16 protein-coding genes and 1 tRNA gene are annotated in these 21,013 nt (G+C 63.4%); 7 read left to right on the top strand and 10 right to left on the bottom strand.

Annotated elements, in window-relative coordinates:
- Nucleotides 1-49: 49 nt before the first annotated feature.
- From QOL82_RS21595 to QOL82_RS21560, 8 genes are all read right to left on the bottom strand, one after another.
- Nucleotides 50-2,905 (bottom strand): 2-oxoglutarate dehydrogenase E1 component, encoded by a 2,856-nt coding sequence (locus QOL82_RS21595; RefSeq protein ID WP_283444382.1) that lies wholly within the window; start codon nt 2,903-2,905, stop codon nt 50-52.
- A gap of 384 nt (nt 2,906-3,289) precedes the next feature.
- Complete coding sequence (gene gltA, locus QOL82_RS21590) at nt 3,290-4,594, bottom strand: citrate synthase (RefSeq protein WP_283444381.1); 1,305 nt, start codon at nt 4,592-4,594, stop codon at nt 3,290-3,292.
- 75 nt (nt 4,595-4,669) lie between these two features.
- Nucleotides 4,670-4,939, bottom strand: a complete 270-nt coding sequence (locus QOL82_RS21585; protein ID WP_283444380.1) for an FAD assembly factor SdhE — start codon at nt 4,937-4,939, stop codon at nt 4,670-4,672.
- An 85-nt stretch (nt 4,940-5,024) separates the two neighbouring features.
- Nucleotides 5,025-5,735, bottom strand: coding sequence for a succinate dehydrogenase iron-sulfur subunit (locus QOL82_RS21580; protein ID WP_283444379.1), 711 nt, complete (start codon nt 5,733-5,735; stop codon nt 5,025-5,027).
- 14 nt (nt 5,736-5,749) lie between these two features.
- On the bottom strand, nt 5,750-7,528 hold the full coding sequence (sdhA, locus tag QOL82_RS21575; protein ID WP_283444378.1) for a succinate dehydrogenase flavoprotein subunit: 1,779 nt from the start codon (nt 7,526-7,528) through the stop codon (nt 5,750-5,752).
- A gap of 2 nt (nt 7,529-7,530) precedes the next feature.
- On the bottom strand, nt 7,531-7,902 hold the full coding sequence (sdhD, locus tag QOL82_RS21570) for a succinate dehydrogenase, hydrophobic membrane anchor protein (RefSeq protein ID WP_283444377.1): 372 nt from the start codon (nt 7,900-7,902) through the stop codon (nt 7,531-7,533).
- A 4-nt stretch (nt 7,903-7,906) separates the two neighbouring features.
- Entirely contained in the window at nt 7,907-8,317 is a 411-nt protein-coding gene (sdhC, locus tag QOL82_RS21565; protein ID WP_283444376.1) for a succinate dehydrogenase, cytochrome b556 subunit, read from the bottom strand.
- Nucleotides 8,318-8,454: 137 nt separating this feature from the next.
- Nucleotides 8,455-9,243: a GntR family transcriptional regulator gene (locus tag QOL82_RS21560; protein ID WP_283444375.1), complete on the bottom strand. Its 789-nt coding sequence runs from the start codon at nt 9,241-9,243 to the stop codon at nt 8,455-8,457.
- Between the two features lie 307 nt (nt 9,244-9,550).
- Here QOL82_RS21560 and QOL82_RS21555 point away from each other — a divergent pair, with 307 nt between their 5' ends.
- The 6 genes from QOL82_RS21555 to QOL82_RS21530 all read left to right on the top strand — a co-directional run bounded on the left by QOL82_RS21555 (nt 9,551) and on the right by QOL82_RS21530 (nt 17,014).
- Nucleotides 9,551-10,540: a malate dehydrogenase gene (locus QOL82_RS21555; RefSeq protein WP_283444374.1), complete on the top strand. Its 990-nt coding sequence runs from the start codon at nt 9,551-9,553 to the stop codon at nt 10,538-10,540.
- A gap of 105 nt (nt 10,541-10,645) precedes the next feature.
- Entirely contained in the window at nt 10,646-11,617 is a 972-nt protein-coding gene (locus tag QOL82_RS21550) for an HpcH/HpaI aldolase/citrate lyase family protein (protein ID WP_283444373.1), read from the top strand.
- A gap of 55 nt (nt 11,618-11,672) precedes the next feature.
- Nucleotides 11,673-12,230 (top strand): hypothetical protein, encoded by a 558-nt coding sequence (locus QOL82_RS21545; RefSeq protein WP_283444372.1) that lies wholly within the window; start codon nt 11,673-11,675, stop codon nt 12,228-12,230.
- A gap of 66 nt (nt 12,231-12,296) precedes the next feature.
- Complete coding sequence (gene acnA / locus QOL82_RS21540) at nt 12,297-15,005, top strand: aconitate hydratase AcnA (RefSeq protein ID WP_283444371.1); 2,709 nt, start codon at nt 12,297-12,299, stop codon at nt 15,003-15,005.
- 104 nt (nt 15,006-15,109) lie between these two features.
- On the top strand, nt 15,110-15,259 hold the full coding sequence (locus QOL82_RS21535; protein ID WP_283444370.1) for a hypothetical protein: 150 nt from the start codon (nt 15,110-15,112) through the stop codon (nt 15,257-15,259).
- Between the two features lie 489 nt (nt 15,260-15,748).
- A complete protein-coding gene (locus QOL82_RS21530; protein ID WP_283444369.1) occupies nt 15,749-17,014 on the top strand; it encodes a DUF2863 family protein in 1,266 nt (421 codons plus the stop codon).
- A gap of 85 nt (nt 17,015-17,099) precedes the next feature.
- Here the strand turns inward: QOL82_RS21530 and QOL82_RS21525 are convergent, their stop codons facing one another.
- Entirely contained in the window at nt 17,100-18,230 is a 1,131-nt protein-coding gene (locus tag QOL82_RS21525; RefSeq protein ID WP_283444368.1) for a M14 family metallopeptidase, read from the bottom strand.
- 79 nt (nt 18,231-18,309) lie between these two features.
- On the opposite strand from QOL82_RS21525, the gene QOL82_RS21520 reads away from it, so the two are divergent.
- Nucleotides 18,310-18,386: transfer RNA gene (locus QOL82_RS21520), tRNA-Pro, on the top strand.
- Nucleotides 18,387-18,685: 299 nt separating this feature from the next.
- Here QOL82_RS21520 and katG read toward each other — a convergent pair.
- Complete coding sequence (katG, locus tag QOL82_RS21515) at nt 18,686-20,935, bottom strand: catalase/peroxidase HPI (RefSeq protein WP_283444367.1); 2,250 nt, start codon at nt 20,933-20,935, stop codon at nt 18,686-18,688.
- Nucleotides 20,936-21,013 lie beyond the last annotated feature (78 nt).

Raw genomic sequence — 21,013 nt, 5'->3', positions numbered from 1 at the left:
TATAGGCGCAGCGCCGCCCCCTCGGGGACGGCGCGCGAAAAGGTTTTTCTTATTTGGTGAGGACGAAGCCCTTGAGCTTCGAGAAGGCCGTGTCGATCAGGGCTTTCTGCTGCGCATAGTGCTTGTCGTAGTAGCCGACAGCAGGCGATGCGCTGGCCGGGCGGCCTGCATAAGCCAGCTTGCGTCCATCGTCGATGTTCTCGAAGATGTTGTGCTGGATCTGGAACCATGGTCCCTGATTCTGCGGCTCGTCCTGCGCCCATACCACCTCGGTGTAGGCCGGGAACTTCTTCAGTTCGGCGGCGAACGCCTTGTGCGGGAACGGATACAGCTGTTCGACGCGGATGATGGCGGTGTCGGTCTGGCCGCGCTCCTTGCGGGCGTTGACCAGGTCGTAGTACACCTTGCCCGAGCAGGCGATCACGCGCTTGACCTTGCGCGGGTCGATCTTCTCGTCGACCTCGCCGATCACGGTCTGGAACGAGCCCTTGGCCAGGTCGGCCAGCGGCGAACCCGCATCCTTGTTACGCAGCAGCGACTTCGGCGTCATGATGACCAGGGGCTTCCTGAACAGCCGGATCATCTGGCGGCGCAGCAGGTGGAAGATCTGCGCGGCCGTCGTCGGCTGCACCACCTGCATGTTGTTGTCCGCGCACAGCTGCAAGTAGCGCTCGAGGCGTGCCGACGAGTGCTCCGGGCCCTGCCCTTCGTAGCCGTGCGGCAGCATCATGACCAGGCCCGATGCACGGCCCCATTTCACTTCGCCGGAGCTGATGAACTGGTCGATCACGACCTGCGCGCCGTTGGCGAAGTCGCCGAACTGCGCTTCCCAGATCGTCAGCGTGTTCGGCTCGGCGGTCGAGTAGCCGTATTCAAAGCCCAGCACCGCTTCTTCCGACAGCACCGAGTCGATCACGGTGAACGGGGCCTGCTGGTCGGAGACATTCTGCAGCGGGATATAGGAACCCGCATCCCAGCGCTCGCGGTTCTGGTCATGCAGCACCGAATGGCGATGCACGAAGGTGCCGCGGCCGGCGTCCTGGCCGGTCAGGCGGATGGCGTAGCCCGACGACACCAGCGACGCATAGGCGAGATGCTCGCCCATGCCCCAGTCGAGGTTGAGCTCGCCGCGGCCCATGGCTGCGCGGTCTGCCAGCACCTTTTCCACCAGCGAGTGCGGCTTGAAGTTTTCCGGCACCGTGGTGATGCGGGTCGCCAGGCGCTTCAGTTCGGCCAGCGGCACCGCGGTGTCCGCGGCGTCGGTCCACTTGCGGTTCAGGAACGGCATCCAGTCGACCGCGTACTTGCTCTTGAAGTTGGAGATCACCGGGTCCACCGTGTGACGGCCGGCATCCATCGCATCGCGGTAGGCCTTGACCATCTCGTCGCCGGTGTCGGCGGAGATGGTGTTCTGGGTCGCCAGCTTGTCCGCGTACAGCTTGCGGGTGCCAGGGTGCTTGGCGATCTTCTTGTACATCAGCGGCTGCGTCAGCGCCGGGGTGTCCTGCTCGTTGTGACCCAGCTTGCGGTAGCAGATGATGTCGACGACGATGTCCTTCTTGAACTCGACGCGGTAGTCCATCGCGATCTGGGTCGCGAACACGACGGCTTCCGGGTCGTCCGCGTTCACGTGCAGCACCGGCGCCTCGATCATCTTGACGACGTCCGAGCAGTACAGCGTCGAACGCGAGTCGCGCGGGTCGGACGTGGTGAAGCCGATCTGGTTGTTGATGACGATATGCACGGTGCCGCCGGTGCCGTAGCCGCGGGTCTGCGCCAGGTTCAGCGTTTCCATCACGACGCCCTGGCCGGCGAATGCGGCGTCGCCGTGGACCAGGATAGGCAGGACCTGCGCGCCGTCCTTGTCGCCGCGGCGTTCCATACGGGCCTTGACCGAGCCTTCGACCACCGGGTTGACGATCTCGAGGTGCGACGGGTTGAATGCGAGCGACAGGTGGACCGGGCCGCCAGGCGTGGTGACGTCGGACGAGAAGCCCTGGTGATACTTGACGTCGCCGGCCGGCAGGTCGTCCGCATGCTTGCCTTCGAACTCGGCGAACAGTTCCTGCGGCATCTTGCCGAGGATGTTGACCAGCACGTTCAGGCGGCCGCGGTGGGCCATGCCGATCACGATTTCCTGCACGCCCTTTTCACCAGCGCGCTGGATGGTCTCGTCGAGCGATGCGATGAAGCTCTCGCCGCCTTCCAGCGAGAAGCGCTTCTGGCCGACGTAGCGGGTGTGCAGGTAGCGCTCCAGGCCTTCGGCCGCGGTCAGGCGCTCGAGAATGTGGCGCTTCTTCTCCGCGGTGAAGGTCGGGGTCGCGCGGACCGATTCCAGGCGCTCCTGCAGCCAGCGCTTTTCACCGGGGTCGGTGATGTACATGAACTCGGAACCGATGGACCGACAATAGGTGTCGCGCAGCGCATTGAGCAGGTCGCGCAGCGACGCGGTCTCGGCGCCGAAGTAGGTATTGCTGATGTTGAACACGATGTCCATGTCGGCATCGGTGAAGCCGTAGAAGCTCGGCTCCAGTTCGGGAATGCTGGGGCGCTCCTGGCGCTGCAGCGGGTCGAGGTTGGCCCAGCGCGAGCCGAGGAAGCGGTAGGCGGCGATCAGCTGCGTCGCGGCGACGCGCTTGCGGCCCATTTCCGCATCGGTGGATGCGGTGACGGTGCGGATCGGACCCTGCTTCGCGCGTTCGGCGAAAGAGGCGATGACGGGAGCGTGGGGTACGTCGGGACGGGTGGTGCCGTCGGCGGCAGGCACGTGCTGCATCGCGTCGAAATACGCGCGCCAGTTGTCAGGCACCGAGCCGGGATTGTTCAGGTACGCTTCGTACAGTTCTTCAACGTACGGTGCGTTTCCTCCGAACAGGTAGGAATTGGACAAATACTGCTGCATCATCTTGCTCACCTTTCTTCGCGTTTCGCGAGATTAGCGGGTTGCTTAACCTTCCGCGACACGGCCTGACCGGTTAGCGGATTGCACATCAAGTTGTGGGGAAGGACCTGTTTGACCTGTACCACGAAGTGGAATCAAGTGCAGGAGGATAGCATAGAAGCCATGGCGCCGACAGGGTTGCCGCCGCGATACGACACGGGGCACCACACCGGATTCATAGGGTGTAACACGCGAAGCGCGTCACACCGCGGGTCGCAAACGGATAACGCCCGGCTCACCGGCGGGATGGTGTAATGCGCTGGCGCTTATTGCACCCTACGCGATTGAGTGACGTAAAAAAACCCCGGGGCCTTGCGGCGCCGGGGTTTTTGCATAACGTGAAGTCGCTTATGCGCGCTTGTCCATTGCCGGCACGTCGCGGCGGGTTGCGCCGACATACAGCTGGCGCGGACGGCCGATCTTCTGTTCCGGGTCGGAGATCATCTCGTTCCACTGAGCGATCCAGCCCACGGTGCGGGCCATTGCGAAGATGCCGGTGAACAGCGAGACCGGGATGCCCAGCGCCGACTGCACGATGCCCGAGTAGAAGTCGACGTTCGGGTACAGCTTGCGCGACACGAAGTATTCGTCTTCCAGCGCCACTTTTTCCAGCGCCATCGCCAGCTTGAACAGCGGGTCGTTTTCCAGGCCCAGTTCGGCCAGCACTTCGTGGCAGGTTTCGCGCATCAGCTTGGCGCGCGGGTCGTAGTTCTTGTAGACGCGGTGACCGAAGCCCATCAGCTTGACGCCGGAGTTCTTGTCCTTGACCTGCTTGACGAACTCGCCGATCTTGTCGACCGAACCGATTTCCTTGAGCATGTTGAGCGCCGCCTCGTTGGCGCCGCCGTGCGCCGGGCCCCACAGGCAGGCGATGCCGGCTGCGATACAGGCGAACGGATTGGCGCCGGACGAACCGGACAGGCGGACGGTCGAGGTCGACGCATTCTGCTCGTGATCCGCATGCAGGATCAGGATGCGGTCCAGCGCGCGCACCAGCACGTCGTTGACCTTGTACTCTTCGCAGGGCGTCGAGAACATCATGTGCATGAAGTTCGCGCTGTACGACAGGTCGTTGCGCGGGTAGACGAAAGGCTGCCCGACCGAATACTTGTAGGCCATCGCGACCAGCGTCGGCATCTTGGCGATCAGGCGGATCGCCGACACTTCGCGGTGATGCGGGTCGTTGATGTCCAGCGAGTCATGGTAGAAGGACGCCAGCGCGCCGACGGTGCCGACCAGCACCGACATCGGGTGCGCGTCGCGACGGAAGCCGCGGAAGAAGAATTGCATCTGCTCGTGGACCATCGTGTGCTTGGTCACGGTGTCGACGAAGACATTCTTCTGCTTCGCGTTCGGCAGTTCGCCGTTCAGGAGCAGGTAGCAGGTCTCGAGGAAATCGCAATTGACGGCCAGCTGCTCGATCGGGAAGCCGCGATACAGCAGTTCGCCCTTGTCGCCGTCGATGTAGGTGATCGACGAGTTGCAGGCAGCGGTCGACATGAAGCCCGGGTCGTAGGTAAAGCTGCCCGTGGAGCCATAGAGCTTGCGAATGTCGATGACGTCCGGACCGATGGTGCCCTTGTAGATCGGGAAATCCAGCGAGGGTGAACCGTCGGAAAACGACAGCGTGGCTTTGTTGTCAGATTGGGTCATGGCTCTTCCTTCTGTTGAGCAGTTTATCGATAGGGGGATGCTAGTACAAAAACCGCACCAGCCGATGGCGTCGGATCAAGCCTGCCGCAGGCGCTTCAGCAATGCATGCACATGCGGCAGGTCGACCTCGCCGGCCGGCTCCTTGCGGGCCAGCAGCAGATCCATCAGGTCGTTGTCGGTCAGGTCCATCAGGCGGGTATAGGCATCCACCTCTTCATCCGTCATCGCCTCTTCGAACTCGTCGAGGAAGCGGGTAAGCAGGATGTCGTTTTCCAGCAGCCCGCGCCGGCTGCGCCAGCGCAGCCGGGCACGGTTGTGGGGATCGCTTTGATGGTTGGCAGACATGGGCTCTTCTATCAAACGGCCCGATGCGCGCGGCATGCGCCTGGCATCGGGCTGGCAGGCCGGGCGTCAAGGCCCGGCCTGCCCGTTACACCGCGCGGCGGACCAGCAGTTCCTTGATCTTGCCGATGGCTGCGTTGGGGCTCAGGCCCTTCGGGCAGACGTCGACGCAGTTCATGATCGAATGGCAGCGGAACAGGCGGTACGGATCTTCGAGGTTGTCCAGGCGCTCGCCGGTCGCTTCGTCGCGGCTGTCCGCGATGAAGCGGTAGGCTTGCAGCAGGCCGGCCGGGCCGACGAACTTGTCCGGGTTCCACCAGAACGACGGGCACGAGGTCGAGCAGCAGGCGCACAGGATGCACTCGTACAGGCCATCGAGCTCTTCTCGCTCGGCCGGATACTGCAGGCGCTCCTTCTCCGGCGGTATCGTATTGTTGATCAGGAATGGCTTGATCGAGTGATACTGCTTGAAGAAGTTGGTCATGTCGACGATCAGGTCGCGAATGACCGGCAGGCCCGGCAGCGGACGCAGCACGATGGGCTGCGACAGCTCGTTGAGGTTGGTCGTGCAGGCCAGCCCGTTCTTGCCGTTGATGTTCATCGCGTCGGAACCGCAGACGCCTTCGCGGCACGAACGGCGCAGCGACAGCGTGTCGTCGACGTCGGCCTTGATGCGCTGCAGCGCGTCCAGCAGCATCTTGTCGGTGTCCTTCAGCTCGACCGTCAGGTCCTGCATGTAAGGCTTCTTGTCCTTGTCCGGATCGTAGCGGTAAATCTTGAATTTGACTGTGCGTGGCATGGTGTTGTGTTCTCTCAGAATGTGCGTGCTTTAGGCTTGAACGTCTCCACCGTCAACGGCTTGGTGATCACAGGCTTGTACTCGAGGCGGTTGCCTTCGGAGTAGAACAGCGTGTGCTTCATCCAGTTTTCGTCGTCCCTCTTTTCGAAATCGCGGTGCGCATGCGCGCCGCGCGATTCCTTGCGGGCAGCGGCCGATGTAATGGTCGCCTTCGCCGTCTCGATCAGGTTGTCCAGCTCCAGCGCCTCGACGCGCGCGGTGTTGAACACCTTGGACTTGTCCTTGAACGACACATGCTTGCGCCGCTCGTCAAGCTCCATGATTTCCTTGTAGCCCGCCTGCAGCAACTCGTCGGTGCGGAACACGCCGCAGAAATGCTGCATCGATGCGCGGATCGCGTTGGCCACGTCCTGCACCCGCTCGGAGCCGGTCGAGGCTTCGAGCCGCGCCATGCGCGACAGCGCGAGGTCGGCCGCATCCGCCGGCAGGTCCTTGTTGCTGCGCTGCTTCAGGTTGCTCTGCACCACGTGGTTGCCGGCCGCGCGGCCGAACACCAGCAGGTCGAGCAGCGAATTGGTGCCCAGGCGGTTCGCGCCGTGGACCGACACGCATGCGCATTCGCCGACCGCATACAGACCGTTGACGATCTCGTTCGGGTTGCCGTTCTTCGGCGCGACGACCTGGCCGTAGATATTGGTCGGGATGCCGCCCATCTGGTAGTGGATGGTCGGCACGACGGGAATCGGTTCCTTGGTCGCGTCGACGTTGGCGAACTTGTGGCCGATCTCGAGGATGGACGGCAGGCGCTTCTGGATGGTCTCGGCGCCGATATGGCGCAGGTCCAGCAGCACGTGGTCCTTGTTGGGACCGCAGCCGCGGCCTTCCTTGATCTCCTGGTCCATCGAACGGGACACGAAGTCGCGCGGCGCCAGGTCCTTCAGCGTCGGCGCATAGCGCTCCATGAAGCGTTCGCCGTTGCTGTTGATCAGGATGCCGCCCTCGCCGCGCACGCCCTCGGTGATCAGCACGCCCGCGCCGGCCACGCCGGTCGGGTGGAACTGCCAGAACTCCATGTCTTCCAGCGGCAGGCCGGCGCGTGCCGCCATGCCCATGCCGTCGCCGGTGTTGATGAAGGCGTTGGTCGACGCGGCCCAGATGCGGCCGGCGCCGCCGGTGGCGAGGATGGTGGTCTTCGCTTCCAGCATCATCACTTCGCCGGTTTCCATTTCCAGCGCGACCACGCCGAGCACGTCGCCGTCGGCGTCGCGGATCAGGTCGATCGCCATCCACTCGACGAAGAAGTGGGTCCGGGCGCGCACGTTGCGCTGGTACAGCGTATGCAGCATCGCGTGGCCGGTGCGGTCGGCCGCGGCGCAGGCGCGCTGCACCGGCTTCTCACCGAAGTTCGCGGTATGGCCGCCGAAAGGACGCTGGTAAATCGTGCCGTCCGGGTTGCGGTCGAACGGCATGCCGAAGTGCTCGAGCTCGTAGACGACCTTGGGCGCCTCGCGGCACATGAATTCGATGGCGTCCTGGTCGCCGAGATAGTCGCCACCCTTGACGGTGTCGAACATGTGCCAGTACCAGTTGTCCTCGGACATGTTGCCCAGGGACGCGCCGACGCCGCCCTGCGCCGCGACCGTATGCGAACGGGTCGGGAAAACCTTGGACAGCACCGCCACGTTCAGGCCGGCTTCCGCCAGCTGCAGGGATGCGCGCATGCCGGACCCGCCCGCGCCGACGATGACGACGTCGAAGCGACGGGAAGGAATGGAAGATTTGATTGCTGCCACTTTTACACTCTCCAGAGAATCTGCGCCGCATAGCCGGCGCAACCAATCAGCCACAAGATGGTGGCACTTTGCAGCAGCAGCCGGACGATGACGGACTTCACGTAGTCCATCCAGATGTCGCGCATGCCTACCCAGACGTGATAGAACATCGTCAGTAGCGTGACGAAGGTTGCGATCTTGAACCACTGGCGGGCGAACAGGCCGGCCCAGCCGTTGTAGCTGAAGTCGCTGCTGGTCAGGAAGCTGACCAGGAGGATGACCGTGTAGAGGGCCATCACGATAGCGGTGATGCGCTGCGCCAGCCAGTCGCGGAAACCGTAGTGCGCGCCTACGACTAGGCGCTTGGCGCCGATGTTGTTGTGTTCGATCGCCATTTTCTTAAAACACTCCAAACAGTTTCAATGCCACCAGAAGGGTCAGGAACAGGCTGATCGCCAGCACGGTGATGGCCGAGTTGCGGGAGCCTTCCTTGCTGAGGAGGTAATGCATGTCCATGAACAGGTGGCGGATGCCCGCCGTAAAGTGGTGCAGGTAAGCCCAGGACAGCGCGAGGATGATGAGCTTGACGAACCACTGCGAAGCGAAACCGTGCAGGTATTCGTAGGTCGATTCGGACGTGAGGCTGCGTTCGAGCAGGTAGAGCGTGAAGGGAAGCAGGAGGAACATCAGCGCGCCGCTGATGCGGTGCAATATGGACACGATGCCCGCCGCCGGCAGCCGGTAGTGGTAGAGCTGTGTGATATGAATGTTGCTGTATTGCGGCCGGACTTTCTTAGCGGCTTCTGACATTTATGACCTCTCCAAACAAATAATCATCGATTTTCGCCGATTTTGTGCAGCACACCAATAGCTATTATGCCTTGCTGCACATATATCTGCCGCGCACCCGGAATTTGCACCGGCATCGCGCGCCAGCCCCCTTGTGCTCAACTCAACTCGTTATGGTAATGATGGGTATCGGTGCGGTAGAGTCCGCGGCGCACTTCCACCGGCTTGTCGCCGTAGGTGAATGACACGCGCTCCACGCTGAGCAGGGGCGTGCCGGGCTGCACGTCCAGCAGTTCGCCGACCTGCGGCTCCGCCAGCACTGCCCTGACCCGCTCCGTCGCCCGGATCATCCTGGTGCCGAACTCGGTCTCGAACAGGCCGTACATCGGACCCTTGTATTCCACCAGTCGCTCGACGGTCAGGCCGCGGAACAGCGCGCCCGGCAGCCAGAGTTCGTCGAGGATGGTGGGCACGCCGTCGAAGGACTGGACGCGCCGGATGAAGATCACCGAGTCGCCGGACTTCATGTCCAGCAGACGCGCCACTTCGGCCGGCGCGCGCATGCGCTTGACTTCGACCACGCGGTTGTCGGGCTGCTTCGCCTCCCCTTCGTCGGGCATCAGCCGCAGGAAGCGGTAGTGCGCGCGTTCCTCGTGATGGGTGGCGACGAACGTGCCCTTGCCCTGCCGCCGCACCACCAGGTTCTCGGCCGACAGTTCGTCGATGGCCTTGCGCACGGTGCCCTGGCTGACCTTGAAACGGGAGGCGAGTTCGACTTCGCTGGGGATCAGTTCGCCCGGCTTCCATTCGCCGGACTGCAGGCTCTGGGTGATCAGTGCCTTGATCTGTTGGTAAAGCGGGCTGAACGTGGGCGACGCAGTAATGGCAACCCCCGATCCGGCGCCGGACGCGTTGTTGCTTGACTGGTTGGAGGCCGCTGAACTCATAACTATCAATTTCACCATAAAAACGGGTTTGCCGTCCAGCAAAAACGCCTCAATTATGTGTCTTATATAAGATATAAGATAGTCATTGACAGAGGTCGGGCGCAGACCTACACTCGCGTGGCAAATTGCCATCACTGACCGCAGGAAACATGCGCTTCGCGCGCTTCCTCCACCGGCATTATGCCGCACAGGCTGACGTGACAGAGTTTCAACGGTATGATTGCGCTCTGTCGATTCAGGCGGCCATCCGGAACACGGCCGCCGGCGGCGTCACCCGCCCTTTTCTTTACCACTTTGGAGATTCAACATGGCTAAAGCCCCAATGCGTGTCGCCGTCACCGGCGCCGCCGGCCAGATCGGCTATTCCCTGCTGTTCCGCATCGCCAATGGCGATATGCTGGGCAAGGACCAGCCTGTCATCCTGCAACTGCTCGAGATTCCCGACGAAAAAGCCCAGAAGGCGCTCAAGGGCGTGATGATGGAGATCGACGACTGCGCCTTCCCGCTGCTGGCCGGCATGACCGCCCACAGCGACCCGATGACCGCGTTCAAGGACATCGACGTGGCCCTGCTGGTCGGCGCCCGCCCACGCGGCCCCGGCATGGAGCGCAAGGACCTGCTGGAAGCCAACGCGCAGATCTTCACGGTGCAGGGCAAGGCGCTCGACGCCGTCGCCTCGCGCAACGTCAAGGTGCTCGTGGTCGGCAACCCGGCCAACACCAATGCCTACATCGCGATGAAATCGGCGCCGAGCCTGCCGGCAAAGAACTTCACCGCCATGCTGCGCCTGGACCACAACCGCGCGCTGTCGCAGGTTGCCGCCAAGATCGGCAAGCCGGTAACGGCAATCGAGAAGCTGTGCGTCTGGGGCAACCACTCGCCGACCATGTACGCGGATTACCGCTTCGCAACCGCCGACGGCCAGGCTGTCAAGGACATGATCAACGACCAGGAATGGAACAAGAACACCTTCCTGCCGACCGTCGGCAAGCGCGGCGCCGCCATCATCGAGGCGCGCGGCCTGTCGTCGGCGGCGTCGGCTGCCAACGCGGCGATCGACCACGTGCATGACTGGCTGCTCGGCACCAACGGCAAATGGACCACGATGGGCATCCCGTCCGACGGTTCCTACGGCATCCCGGAAGGCACCATGTTCGGCTTCCCGGTCACCACCGAGAATGGCGAATACAAGATCGTCCAGGGCCTGGAAATCGATGCATTCTCGCAAGAGCGCATCAACATCACCCTGAACGAGCTGCAGGAAGAGCGCAACGGCGTGAGCCACCTGGTCGGTTAATTCTCCGTCCACGGCCCGCCGGCGCCTGCAAGTTGCAAATTGCAAGCTGCAGGCGCCGGCGGGCCAGGCAAGCAAGAACGCACAACACCTGAAGCGTCGCTGCACATGCATCCCTCCAAAGTCCTCTTTCAAGGCAAGCGCAGGCCGGTCTCGATTCCGGCCTGCGATCATTACGCCGGCTCCGAAAAGCTGATGCGCCGTTCCATGGCGCTGCAGCAGGAGCTCGGCCCCCTTTTCGATATCACGTTCGACTGCGAGGACGGCGCCGCCGCCGGCAGCGAAGAACGCCATGCGCAGCTGGTCGCGTCGCTGATCATGGGCGAAGACAACCGGCACGGCCGCATCGGCGCCCGCGTGCATGACATCCACAGCCCGTTTTTCGAGCGCGACACCGCGATCATCTGCGCAGCCGCCGCAAGCCGCCTGGCCTACCTGGTGCTGCCCAAGGCGGAAAGCCTGGACGACGTGAAGCACGGCCTCGCCGTGATCGCCGGCCATGCGGAAAAGGCCGGCCGCGAAGCCCTGCCGGTCCATGTGCTGATCGAGACCCACGGCGCCCTTGCGGCGGTGCGCGAGATCGCCGCGCTGCCGCAGGTCGAGTGCCTGTCCTTCGGCATCATGGATTTCGTGTCCGACCACTACGGCGCGATTCCCGGCAGCGCAATGCGCTCGCCCGGCCAGTTCACCCATGCGCTGGTCGCACGGGCCAAGGCCGACGTCGCGGCCGCCTGCCATGCAAACGGCAAGTGCCCATCGCATAATGTCACCACCGAGATCCGGGACGCCAGCGTGGTTGCGCAGGACGCGGCCCGCGCTTTCGGCGAATTCGGTTTCACCCGGATGTGGAGCATCCATCCGTCGCAGATCAAGCCTATCCTGGCGGCCTATGCGCCGCCGGCGGACGAAGTCGCAGCCGCGACGGCCATCCTGAGCGCAGCCCAGGCTGCGCAGTGGGGGCCGACGCAATACCAGGGAGCGCTGCACGACCGCGCCAGTTATCGTTATTACTGGACGGTCCTGCAGCGTGCAAGACTTTCCGGCGTTCCGCTGCCCGCGGCCGCCGGATCACTTTTATAAATACGCGACCGGCGGCGTCGATACGGACGCCGCGGCGCACTTTGGAGAGCATTGAATGAGCAAGTTTTTGACCGCCTTACTGTTGATGGGCGCCTGCATCACGGTGTCTGCGCAAGGCACCGACAGCACGTCCGGCAAGAGCAAGACCGCCACGAGCAAGACCGCCGCCACCAAGACCGCCGCCAAGAAGGCGCCGGCCAAGGCGACGAAGAAAGGCAAGGCAGCAGCCGCTGCAGCCGCCACGGCCGGCGCCGCCGGCGCGGCAGCCGCCGGCACGGACGAGGAAGACCGCGAGCCGGACACCGCCGGCACGACCGGCCTCGACTACGACTGCGCGCTGGGCGACAAGGTCACGATCTTCTCGAACGCCGCCGACGACAAGCACATCGCGCTGCGCTGGAACAAGCGCCTGCTGCGCCTGACCCGCGTCGAGACCACCACTGGCGCGCATCGTTTCGAAAACCGCCGCCAGGGCATGGTCTGGATCGGCATTCCGGCCAAGGGCATCCTGCTGGATTCGAAGAAGGGGCAGCAGCTGGCCAATGAATGCAAGAGCGCCGACCAGTTGAAGCCCTCGACCGCGCCGGCCGCGCCTGGCCTGGGCATACAGTAACGACAGCACGCGGTGCCGCCGGCGCTGCCGCAGTTTTCATACGAAGAGCACAAACAAGGAGAGATCATGTCCCGCAACACGCTGAATACGCTGAAGGAATTCAGGATCACGGATTCCAGGAAAGGTAAGTTCTATTCCCTTCCCGCGCTGGAAAAGAAGCTGGGCGTCAACCTGTCGCGCCTGCCGGTCTCGATCCGCATCGTGCTCGAATCGGTGCTGCGCAACTGCGACGGCAAGAAGGTCACCGAGGAGCACGTGCGAGAACTCGCAAACTGGGGCTGCAACGCGCCGCGCACGGACGAGATCCCGTTCGTGGTGGCCCGCGTGGTGCTGCAGGACTTCACCGGCGTGCCCCTGCTGGCCGACCTGGCCGCGATGCGCGGCGTCGCCAAGAAGATGAACGTGCAGCCGAAGAACATCGAGCCGCTGGTGCCGGTCGACCTGGTGGTCGACCACTCGGTGCAGATCGATTACTACCGCGACCCGAAGGCGCTGGACCTGAACATGAAGCTGGAGTTCGAGCGCAACAATGAGCGCTACCAGTTCATGAAATGGGGCATGCAGGCGTTCGACACGTTCGGCGTCGTGCCGCCGGGCTTCGGCATCGTCCACCAGGTCAACCTCGAATACTTGGCCCGCGGCGTCCACCAGAAAGACGGCGTGTTCTATCCCGACACCCTGGTCGGCACCGACTCGCATACCACGATGATCAACGGCATCGGCGTGGTCGGCTGGGGCGTGGGCGGCATCGAGGCAGAAGCCGGCATGCTGGGCCAGCCGGTCTACTTCCTGACGCCAGACGTGGTCGGCGTCAACCTGACCGGCGCGCTGCGCGAAGGCTGCACCGCGACCGACCTGGTGCTGACCATCACCGAGCTGCTGCGCCGCGAAAAAGTGGTGGGCAAGTTTGTCGAATTCTTTGGCGACGGCACCGAGTCGCTGACGCTGACGGACCGTGCGACCATCGCCAACATGGCGCCGGAATACGGCGCCACCATGGGCTTCTTCCCGGTCGACGAAGCTACGCTCGACTACTTCCGCGGCACCGGCCGCAGCAATGCCGAAGTCGCCGCGTTCGAAGCCTACTTCCGCGCGCAGAACCTGTTCGGCATACCGCGTTCCGGCGAGATCGACTACACCACCGTGGTCGCGCTCGACCTCGGTTCGGTCGCGCCTTCGCTGGCCGGCCCCAAGCGCCCGCAGGACCGCATCGAGATCGGCAATGTGAAGAGCACCTTCGCCGACCTGTTCTCCAAGCCGACGTCGGAAAACGGCTTCAACAAGCGCGCCGAAGACCTCAATGTCGCCTATGAGAACGCAGACGGCATCAGCGTGAAGAACGGCGACGTGCTGATCGCCGCCATCACTTCCTGCACCAACACCTCGAACCCGAGCGTGCTGCTGGCCGCCGGCCTGCTGTGCAAGAAGGCGGTGGAAGCCGGCCTGCAGGTGTCGCCGCACATCAAGACCTCGCTGGCGCCGGGCTCGCGCGTCGTCACCAAGTACCTGGAAGCGGCCGGCCTGCTGCCCTACATGGAAAAGCTGGGCTTCGGCGTGACCGCCTACGGCTGCACCACCTGCATCGGCAATGCCGGCGACCTGACGCCGGCAATGAACGAGGCCATCGTCAAGAACGACATCGTGGCGTCGGCCGTGCTGTCGGGCAACCGCAACTTCGAAGCGCGCATCCATCCGAACATCCGTTCGAACTTCCTGGCCTCGCCGCCGCTGGTGGTCGCCTATGCGATCGCCGGCAACATGAATGTCGACCTGATGAAGGAACCGGTGGGCGTTGCCAACGGCAAGGAAATCTACCTGGGCGACATCTGGCCGACCAGCGCGGAAATCCAGAAGCTGATGAAGTTCGCGATGAACGCCAAGACCTTCAAGGAGAACTACGCGGACGTCAAGGGCGCGCCGGGCAAGCTGTGGCAGCAGATCAAGGGCGTCGCCAGCGGCGAAGTCTACAACTGGCCGGCCTCGACCTACATCGCCGAGCCGCCCTTCTTCGACGACTTCACGATGGAGCCGAAAGCGGCCGCCACCGGCATCCAGAACGCCCGCGCTCTGGGCGTGTTCGGCGACTCGATCACCACCGACCACATTTCCCCGGCCGGCTCGATCAAGGAAACCAGCCCTGCGGGCCAATGGCTGCTGGCCAACGGCGTGCTGAAGGCCGACTTCAACTCCTACGGCTCGCGCCGCGGCAACCATGAAGTGATGATGCGCGGCACCTTCGCCAACGTGCGCATCAAGAACCTGATGGTCCCGGCCAAGCCGGACGGTTCGCGCGTCGAGGGCGGCATCACGTTGTACCAGCCGGGCAATGAAGAAATGTCGATCTACGACGCGGCGATGAAGTACATCGAGAACGGCGTGCCGACCATGATCTTCGCCGGCGAGGAGTACGGCACCGGCTCGTCGCGCGACTGGGCCGCGAAGGGCACCCAGCTGCTGGGCGTGAAGGCCGTCTTTGCACGTTCGTACGAGCGCATCCACCGCTCCAACCTGGTCGGCATGGGCGTGCTGCCGCTGCAGTTCATGGGCGACGACAGCGTGCAGTCGCTGGGCATCACCGGCACCGAGACGTTCGACCTGCAAGGCATCGAAGGCGAGATCACGCCGCAGATGGAAGCGACGCTGGTGATCCATCGCGCCAATGGCGATGCGCAAAAAGTGCAGGTGCTGCTGCGCATCGACACGCCGATCGAAGTCGACTACTACAAGCACGGCGGCATCCTGCCCTTCGTGCTGCGCCAGCTGCTCGCGGCGTAAGACGACGCCGATGCAAGCAAGCTGTAAGGCTTGCTTGCTAGGCTAGCTTCAGGACCAACGCCGGCGCAGTCCGGCGTTTTTTTATGACAACCTGGAGTGAGACCATGTGGAAAATTGCAGTGGCATTCGTCGCCTTCGCGGCGCTCGCGTTATTCATCATCATGCAGGCCGGCGACAAGGTCGACATGCGCGGCGAGTCCGGCGGACATGAGACGACGGAGCAAGCGGCGCCGGCCGCCCCGGCAGCGAAGTAAGCGCAGGGCAATCGGATCGCGGCGGGTCCGGGGTGGCAGCGGCGAGGCAGGACTGTCGGTGCCGGCGTGGACGTGTCGGCGGCAGGCCGATACAAGCCGGCGTCAGCGGCCTGATCCGCCGACTGGCGAGGCCGCCGCAGTCCTTCTCCATCTCGCCGCCACGACCTGGGCACTTCATTCTCCAGTGTCCTCACGCTCCTGTTCTTCCTGAGCAGGACGAAGGCCGTCCCGTAGGGGGAGGCACATCCTCCACCCAGCCGGCGTTCCGCTGGTCCAGCCCCTGCCCGTTACCGGTAAAACCCGCTCTCCGCCATCCCCTGAAACCCGTGGCATTCGACCCCGGGTCAATTACCCGTTCACCCCGGCAACCCGGTGCCGCCCGCACCGACTACCCTCCCCGCGCCACCGTGAAACCGACCAAACTATTTCCGTTCCCTAAGGTCGAATCCACTACAATAGCCCTCCCGGTTACACGAGTTTCCATAGATCATGCGTCGTCCTTCCAAGAGCCGTACACCCCGTATTTCCGCAGACAGCCAGCGCCTGAGCGCGCTCGCGCAGGCCATCAGCCTGGCCAGCAGCCGGCACGAGGAACGTGCGTGGGAACAGAAGCTGGACATACTCATCGAGAAGCTGCTGCGCACCGACCACCAGAACACGCTGGACTCCGCGCTCGACAAGCTTTTCACGACGGACCCGATCGCCTACGACGTGCTGATGGAGTCGATCGAAGCGGTCAGCTCCAGCGGCACTGTCGAGCATGAAGGACAGCAATATGATGCGCTGCTGCTCGCATTCCCGGTGCTGGCCTGGACCCGTTACGCGATCTACTCCGGCCCCATCGCCGGCGACACGCTGATCACCATTGCCGCGCAGCTGCATGCGCACCTGCTGGCCGACGACACCCGTGTCGCGCTGGCGCCGACGCTGTACTCGATCGACCAGCTGCCGCGCACCCATGCCGAGACGCATGCGCTGACGCAGCGCATGGCCCGCGCCGCCCTCGGCGAGGCGGTGCTCAAGCCGATGGTCAACCCGCCCGAGACCGCGCCGTTTCTTGCGGATACCCGTTACATCCTGGCTGCCGTCGTCGCGCCGGCCGGCGGCCCGCTGTTCCGCTGGCAGTCCGATGAAACCCCGCTCGACATCGTCTCGGTGCGCCAGAGCGCAATGGAGCAGCTGCGCGCGCAAGCCCAGCCCACCATCGAGCGCCTGCTGCCCGGCTGCGGCATCGAGCTGATGATGCCCGAAGCCTATTACGTCGCCTGCCGCGACGCCGACCGCGCCATCCGGCCGATGTCGGTCCACTCGGCCATCCATTACCTGACGCACCTGCTCGGCGTCGAAGCCGACGGCCTGTCGGCCATCATCGGCGCGTTCGGCGACGAAGGCGCGGACATCCGGGTCGACGAGTACCGGATCAGTTTCACCGTGCTGCAGCAGCCGGAAGTCGTGTATGGCATCGTCTGGCCCTTGTATGGCCAGGAAGAGGACAGCGATGAAACCGTGGCCGCATCCGCCGCGCTGATCGAGCCGATACTTGCCGGCGGCGTCGTCGACGTCCCGCCGCCGATCACGCAGCTGGTGCTGGCCTTGCGCGCCAATGGCATCACCGACATCATGCGTCACCACGAGCGTTTTCCGATGGAATTCTGCGAGGACTGCGGCGCGCCGCTGTTCTGCGACCGCGAAGGCGAACTGGTGCATGCGGAACTGCCGGAAGACACGCCACAGCCTTCGGGCCACCTGCACTAGTCCAGTATCAGGCCTGCACTGGGCCTGCCTCTCGCGCAGGCTCGCAGGACATCGAATGAGCCGGCCCGTGCCGGCTCATTGTCATTCAGGACGTAGCCGATAGGGTCGCATGGATCGCCTGCAGGCAGGCCGCACCCAGCCGCGCGCTGCGGGCGCCGTTCCAGCCGACGCGTTCATCCGGCATGTTCGCATTGTCCTTGAACGGCAGCTCCAGCGTCAGCGACACGCACTTGAAGTGATGGCCGACATACTTGGAAGCCAGCTTCAGCAGCTCCGCACGATACTTGCCGGACCCGTAACCGTGCCTGTCCTGGAAGTCCGGGCTGGCCTGCTTGAACGCATCGATGAACCCCTGCTGCGCCCTCGCCTGCGCTTCGGTAAAGCCTTCCAGCATCTCGCTGCCCGCCGCAAAGATATAGGGCAGTCCCTCGTCGCCATGCACATCGAGGAACAGCGAGCAGCCGGTCTGGTGCAAGCGCTCACGCACATAAAACACTTCCGGACTGGACTCGACCGACGGCGACACCCATTCGCGGTTCAGGTTCGCCCCGGCCGCATTGGTCCGCAGGTTGCCGCGGGCTGCGCCGTCCGGGTTCATGTTGGGCACGATATAAAACACCGCCTGCGACAGCAGCAGCCGCGCATGCGGATTGGCGCGGTCGAGCAAGGCGTCGAGCATACCTTCGACGAACCATTCAGCCATGGTCTCGCCGGGATGCTGCCTGGCGATGACCCAGACCTTGTTGGCACGCGTCTCGTCGCCCACCACGACCAGGTTGAGGTCGCGCCCATCAACGGTATTGCCAAGATCCTCGACACGCACCCGTTCATCGGCAGCCACCCGCCCCAGCAGGTCAAGATGGCGCTCGAACGAATACGGCTCGAAGTAAGCGTAATAGATGCTGTCCTGCTCCGGCGTATGCGAGATGGTCAGCACGCCATTGTCATACGCGGTCGGCACGCGGAACCAGTGCTGCCTGTCGTAGCTCGCCACCGCCTTGTAGTCCCGCCACCCATCCGGATAACTCGCATCCCCCGCATTCACGATGCGCATCGCGCAGCCCGTGCCGCACGCACCCTGAAGCCGGAAATAAAACCATTGCGCAAAGTCCGCATGGCTATCCTTGCGCAGCCGCAGCAGCATGTCGGAAGGCGATTGCACGTCAACCACCTCGATGGCCCCGGCGTCAAACTCGTTACTGATCTTGATAGGCATGAATTATGGAAAAAGGGAAAGTTTTAGGTGCTGCAAGGATACGCGAATGGAAAACCCTCTGCTATAATCCGTGCCTCGTCGGGGCGTAGCGCAGCCTGGTAGCGTACTTGCATGGGGTGCAAGGGGTCGGAGGTTCGAATCCTCTCGCCCCGACCAATAGAATCAAACACTTAGGCCAATCTTCGGATTGGCCTTTTTGTTTCTACAAAGTTTTTTTAGCCTAGGATGGCCATACTCCCTTTGCCCTTACGGATTGGTCGTAATTAATGCGCACAACACATCGCCATCGACTTCCCGTGCACCTCTCATTATTAAAATATTTCGAAGCACCAATTAAGTCGCGTTCTGCGCGTTAAAAACGCTTAGTTTTTTCGGATGCGCTGTTGACTTCGCCGTTAAAAGAAATTAAGAAGGCCGGGCACCGCCCGGCCTTCCCTTACATCAGCCGACCCGCCTCAAGCAACATCAAACCGGTCCAGCTCCATCACCTTCACCCACGCCTTCACAAAGTCCCCGACAAACTTCTCCCCCGCATCCGCGGCTGCATAAACCTCCGCAATCGCACGCAGCTGCGCGTTCGACCCAAAAACCAGGTCGACGCGTGACGCGGTCCATTTGCGTTCGCCCGACTTGCGGTCGCGTCCTTCGTAGCGATCGTCCGCGCCGGATGATGGCTGCCACGCGGTGCCCATGTCGAGCAGGTTGACGAAAAAGTCGTTGCTCAAGGTGCTAGGCCGGTTGGTGAAAACGCCGTCCTGCGAATCGCCGGTATTGGCGCCGAGCACGCGCAGGCCGCCTACCAGCACCGTCATTTCCGGGCCTGTCAGCGTCAGCAGCTGGGCGCGGTCGATCAGCAGGGCTTCGGCCGGCACGCTGTACCGGGTCTTCTGGTAATTGCGGAAGCCGTCTGCGATCGGTTCGAGCGGCGTAAAGGACTTCACGTCGGTCTGTTCCTGGGAGGCGTCCGTGCGTCCGGGCGTGAAAGGCACCTTGATCTCCTGCCCTGCATTCCTGGCTGCCTGCTCGACGCCGGCATTACCGGCCAGCACGATCAGGTCGGCCAGCGAGACTTTCTTGCCGCCCGTCTGCGCCGCGTTGAATTTCTCGCGGATGCCGTCCAGCGACTGCAGCACCTTGGCAAGCTGGTCGGGCTGGTTGACGGCCCAGTCCTTTTGCGGCGTCAGGCGGATGCGCGCGCCGTTTGCGCCGCCGCGCTTGTCCGAGCCGCGGAAGGTGGAGGCCGATGCCCAGGCCGTCGAGACGAGCTGCGGCACGGTCAGGCCCGATGCCAGGATCTCCTTCTTGAGACCTTCGACGTCGTTGCCATCGACCAGCGGATGGTCGACCGCGGGTACCGGGTCCTGCCAGATCAGTTCCTCGGCCGGCACTTCTGGTCCCAGGTAGCGGGCGCGCGGTCCCATGTCGCGATGGGTCAGCTTGAACCAGGCCCGCGCGAAGGCATCCGCGAACTGGTCGGGGTTTTCCAGGAAGCGGCGCGAAATCTTTTCATATGCGGGATCGACGCGCAACGCGAGATCGGTCGTCAGCATCGTCGGGCGGTGGCGCTTGGCAGGATCGTATGCATCCGGGATCAGGCCGTCGCCGCCCTTGGCCACCCATTGTTGCGCGCCGGCCGGGCTTTTCGTCAGTTCCCATTCGAAGCCGAACAGGTTCTCGAAATAGTTATTGCTCCATTGCGTCGGCGTGGCGGTCCAGGTCACTTCGAGGCCGCTGGTGATCGTGTCCGGGCCCTTTCCGGAGCCGTAGCTGTTCCTCCAGCCAAAGCCTTGCGCCTCGATGCCTGCGGCTTCCGGCTCCGCGGCGACATGCTCCGCCGGCGCTGCGCCGTGGGTCTTGCCGAAGCTGTGGCCGCCGGCGATCAGCGCGACGGTTTCCTCATCGTCCATCGCCATCCGGGCAAAGGTTTCGCGGATATCGATGGCGGAGGCGAGCGGGTCGGGCTTGCCGTCCGGGCCTTCGGGGTTGACGTAGATGAGGCCCATCTGCACCGCGGCCAGCGGGTTCTCGAGGTCGCGCGAATGAGGGACTTCGCTGTCATCGTCCTTGTCGATCACGCCGTGGCCTTCGACGCCCGGCGACCCCGTCGAATAGCGGACGTCGCCCCCCAGCCATTTCGTTTCGCGGCCCCAGTACACGTCCTGGTCCGGCTCCCATACGTCCTGGCGGCCGCCCGCGAAGCCGAAGGTCTTGAAGCCCATGGTTTCCAGCGCGACGTTGCCGGTGAGGATGATGAGGTCGGCCCACGAAATCTTCTCGCCGTATTTCTGCTTGATCGGCCACAGCAAACGCCGCGCCTTGTCCAGGCTGACGTTGTCCGGCCAGCTGTTAAGCGGCGCAAAGCGCTGCTGTCCGCGGCCGGCGCCGCCGCGACCGTCGCCGATGCGGTAAGTGCCGGCGCTGTGCCATGCCATCCGGACGAACAGGCCGCCGTAATGCCCGAAGTCCGCGGGCCACCAGTCCTGCGAGTCTGTCATCAGTTCGGCAAGATCCTTCTTGACGGCGGCCAGGTCGAGGCTCTTGAAGGCCTCGGCATAATCGAAGTCCGGCCCCATCGGGTTGGACCTGGACGAGTGCTGATGCAGCAGGTCCAGGCGCAATTGCTGCGGCCACCAGTCGCGGTTCGTCGTTCCTACGCCGGCAGCGGCATTGAACGGGCACTTCGATACATTTTTTTCCGTACTCATCTTGCACTCCTGTTTATCAAGTGAAATGCCTAATCAAGGGACTCGATTAATTATAGGCAGATCGTTTTTTGACGTGGA

Origin of the sequence: Noviherbaspirillum suwonense (genome assembly GCF_900182955.1) — a bacterium.
Taxonomy (GTDB): domain Bacteria; phylum Pseudomonadota; class Gammaproteobacteria; order Burkholderiales; family Burkholderiaceae_D; genus Noviherbaspirillum_A; species Noviherbaspirillum_A suwonense.
This window is presented reverse-complemented; position numbering and strand designations above follow the sequence as displayed.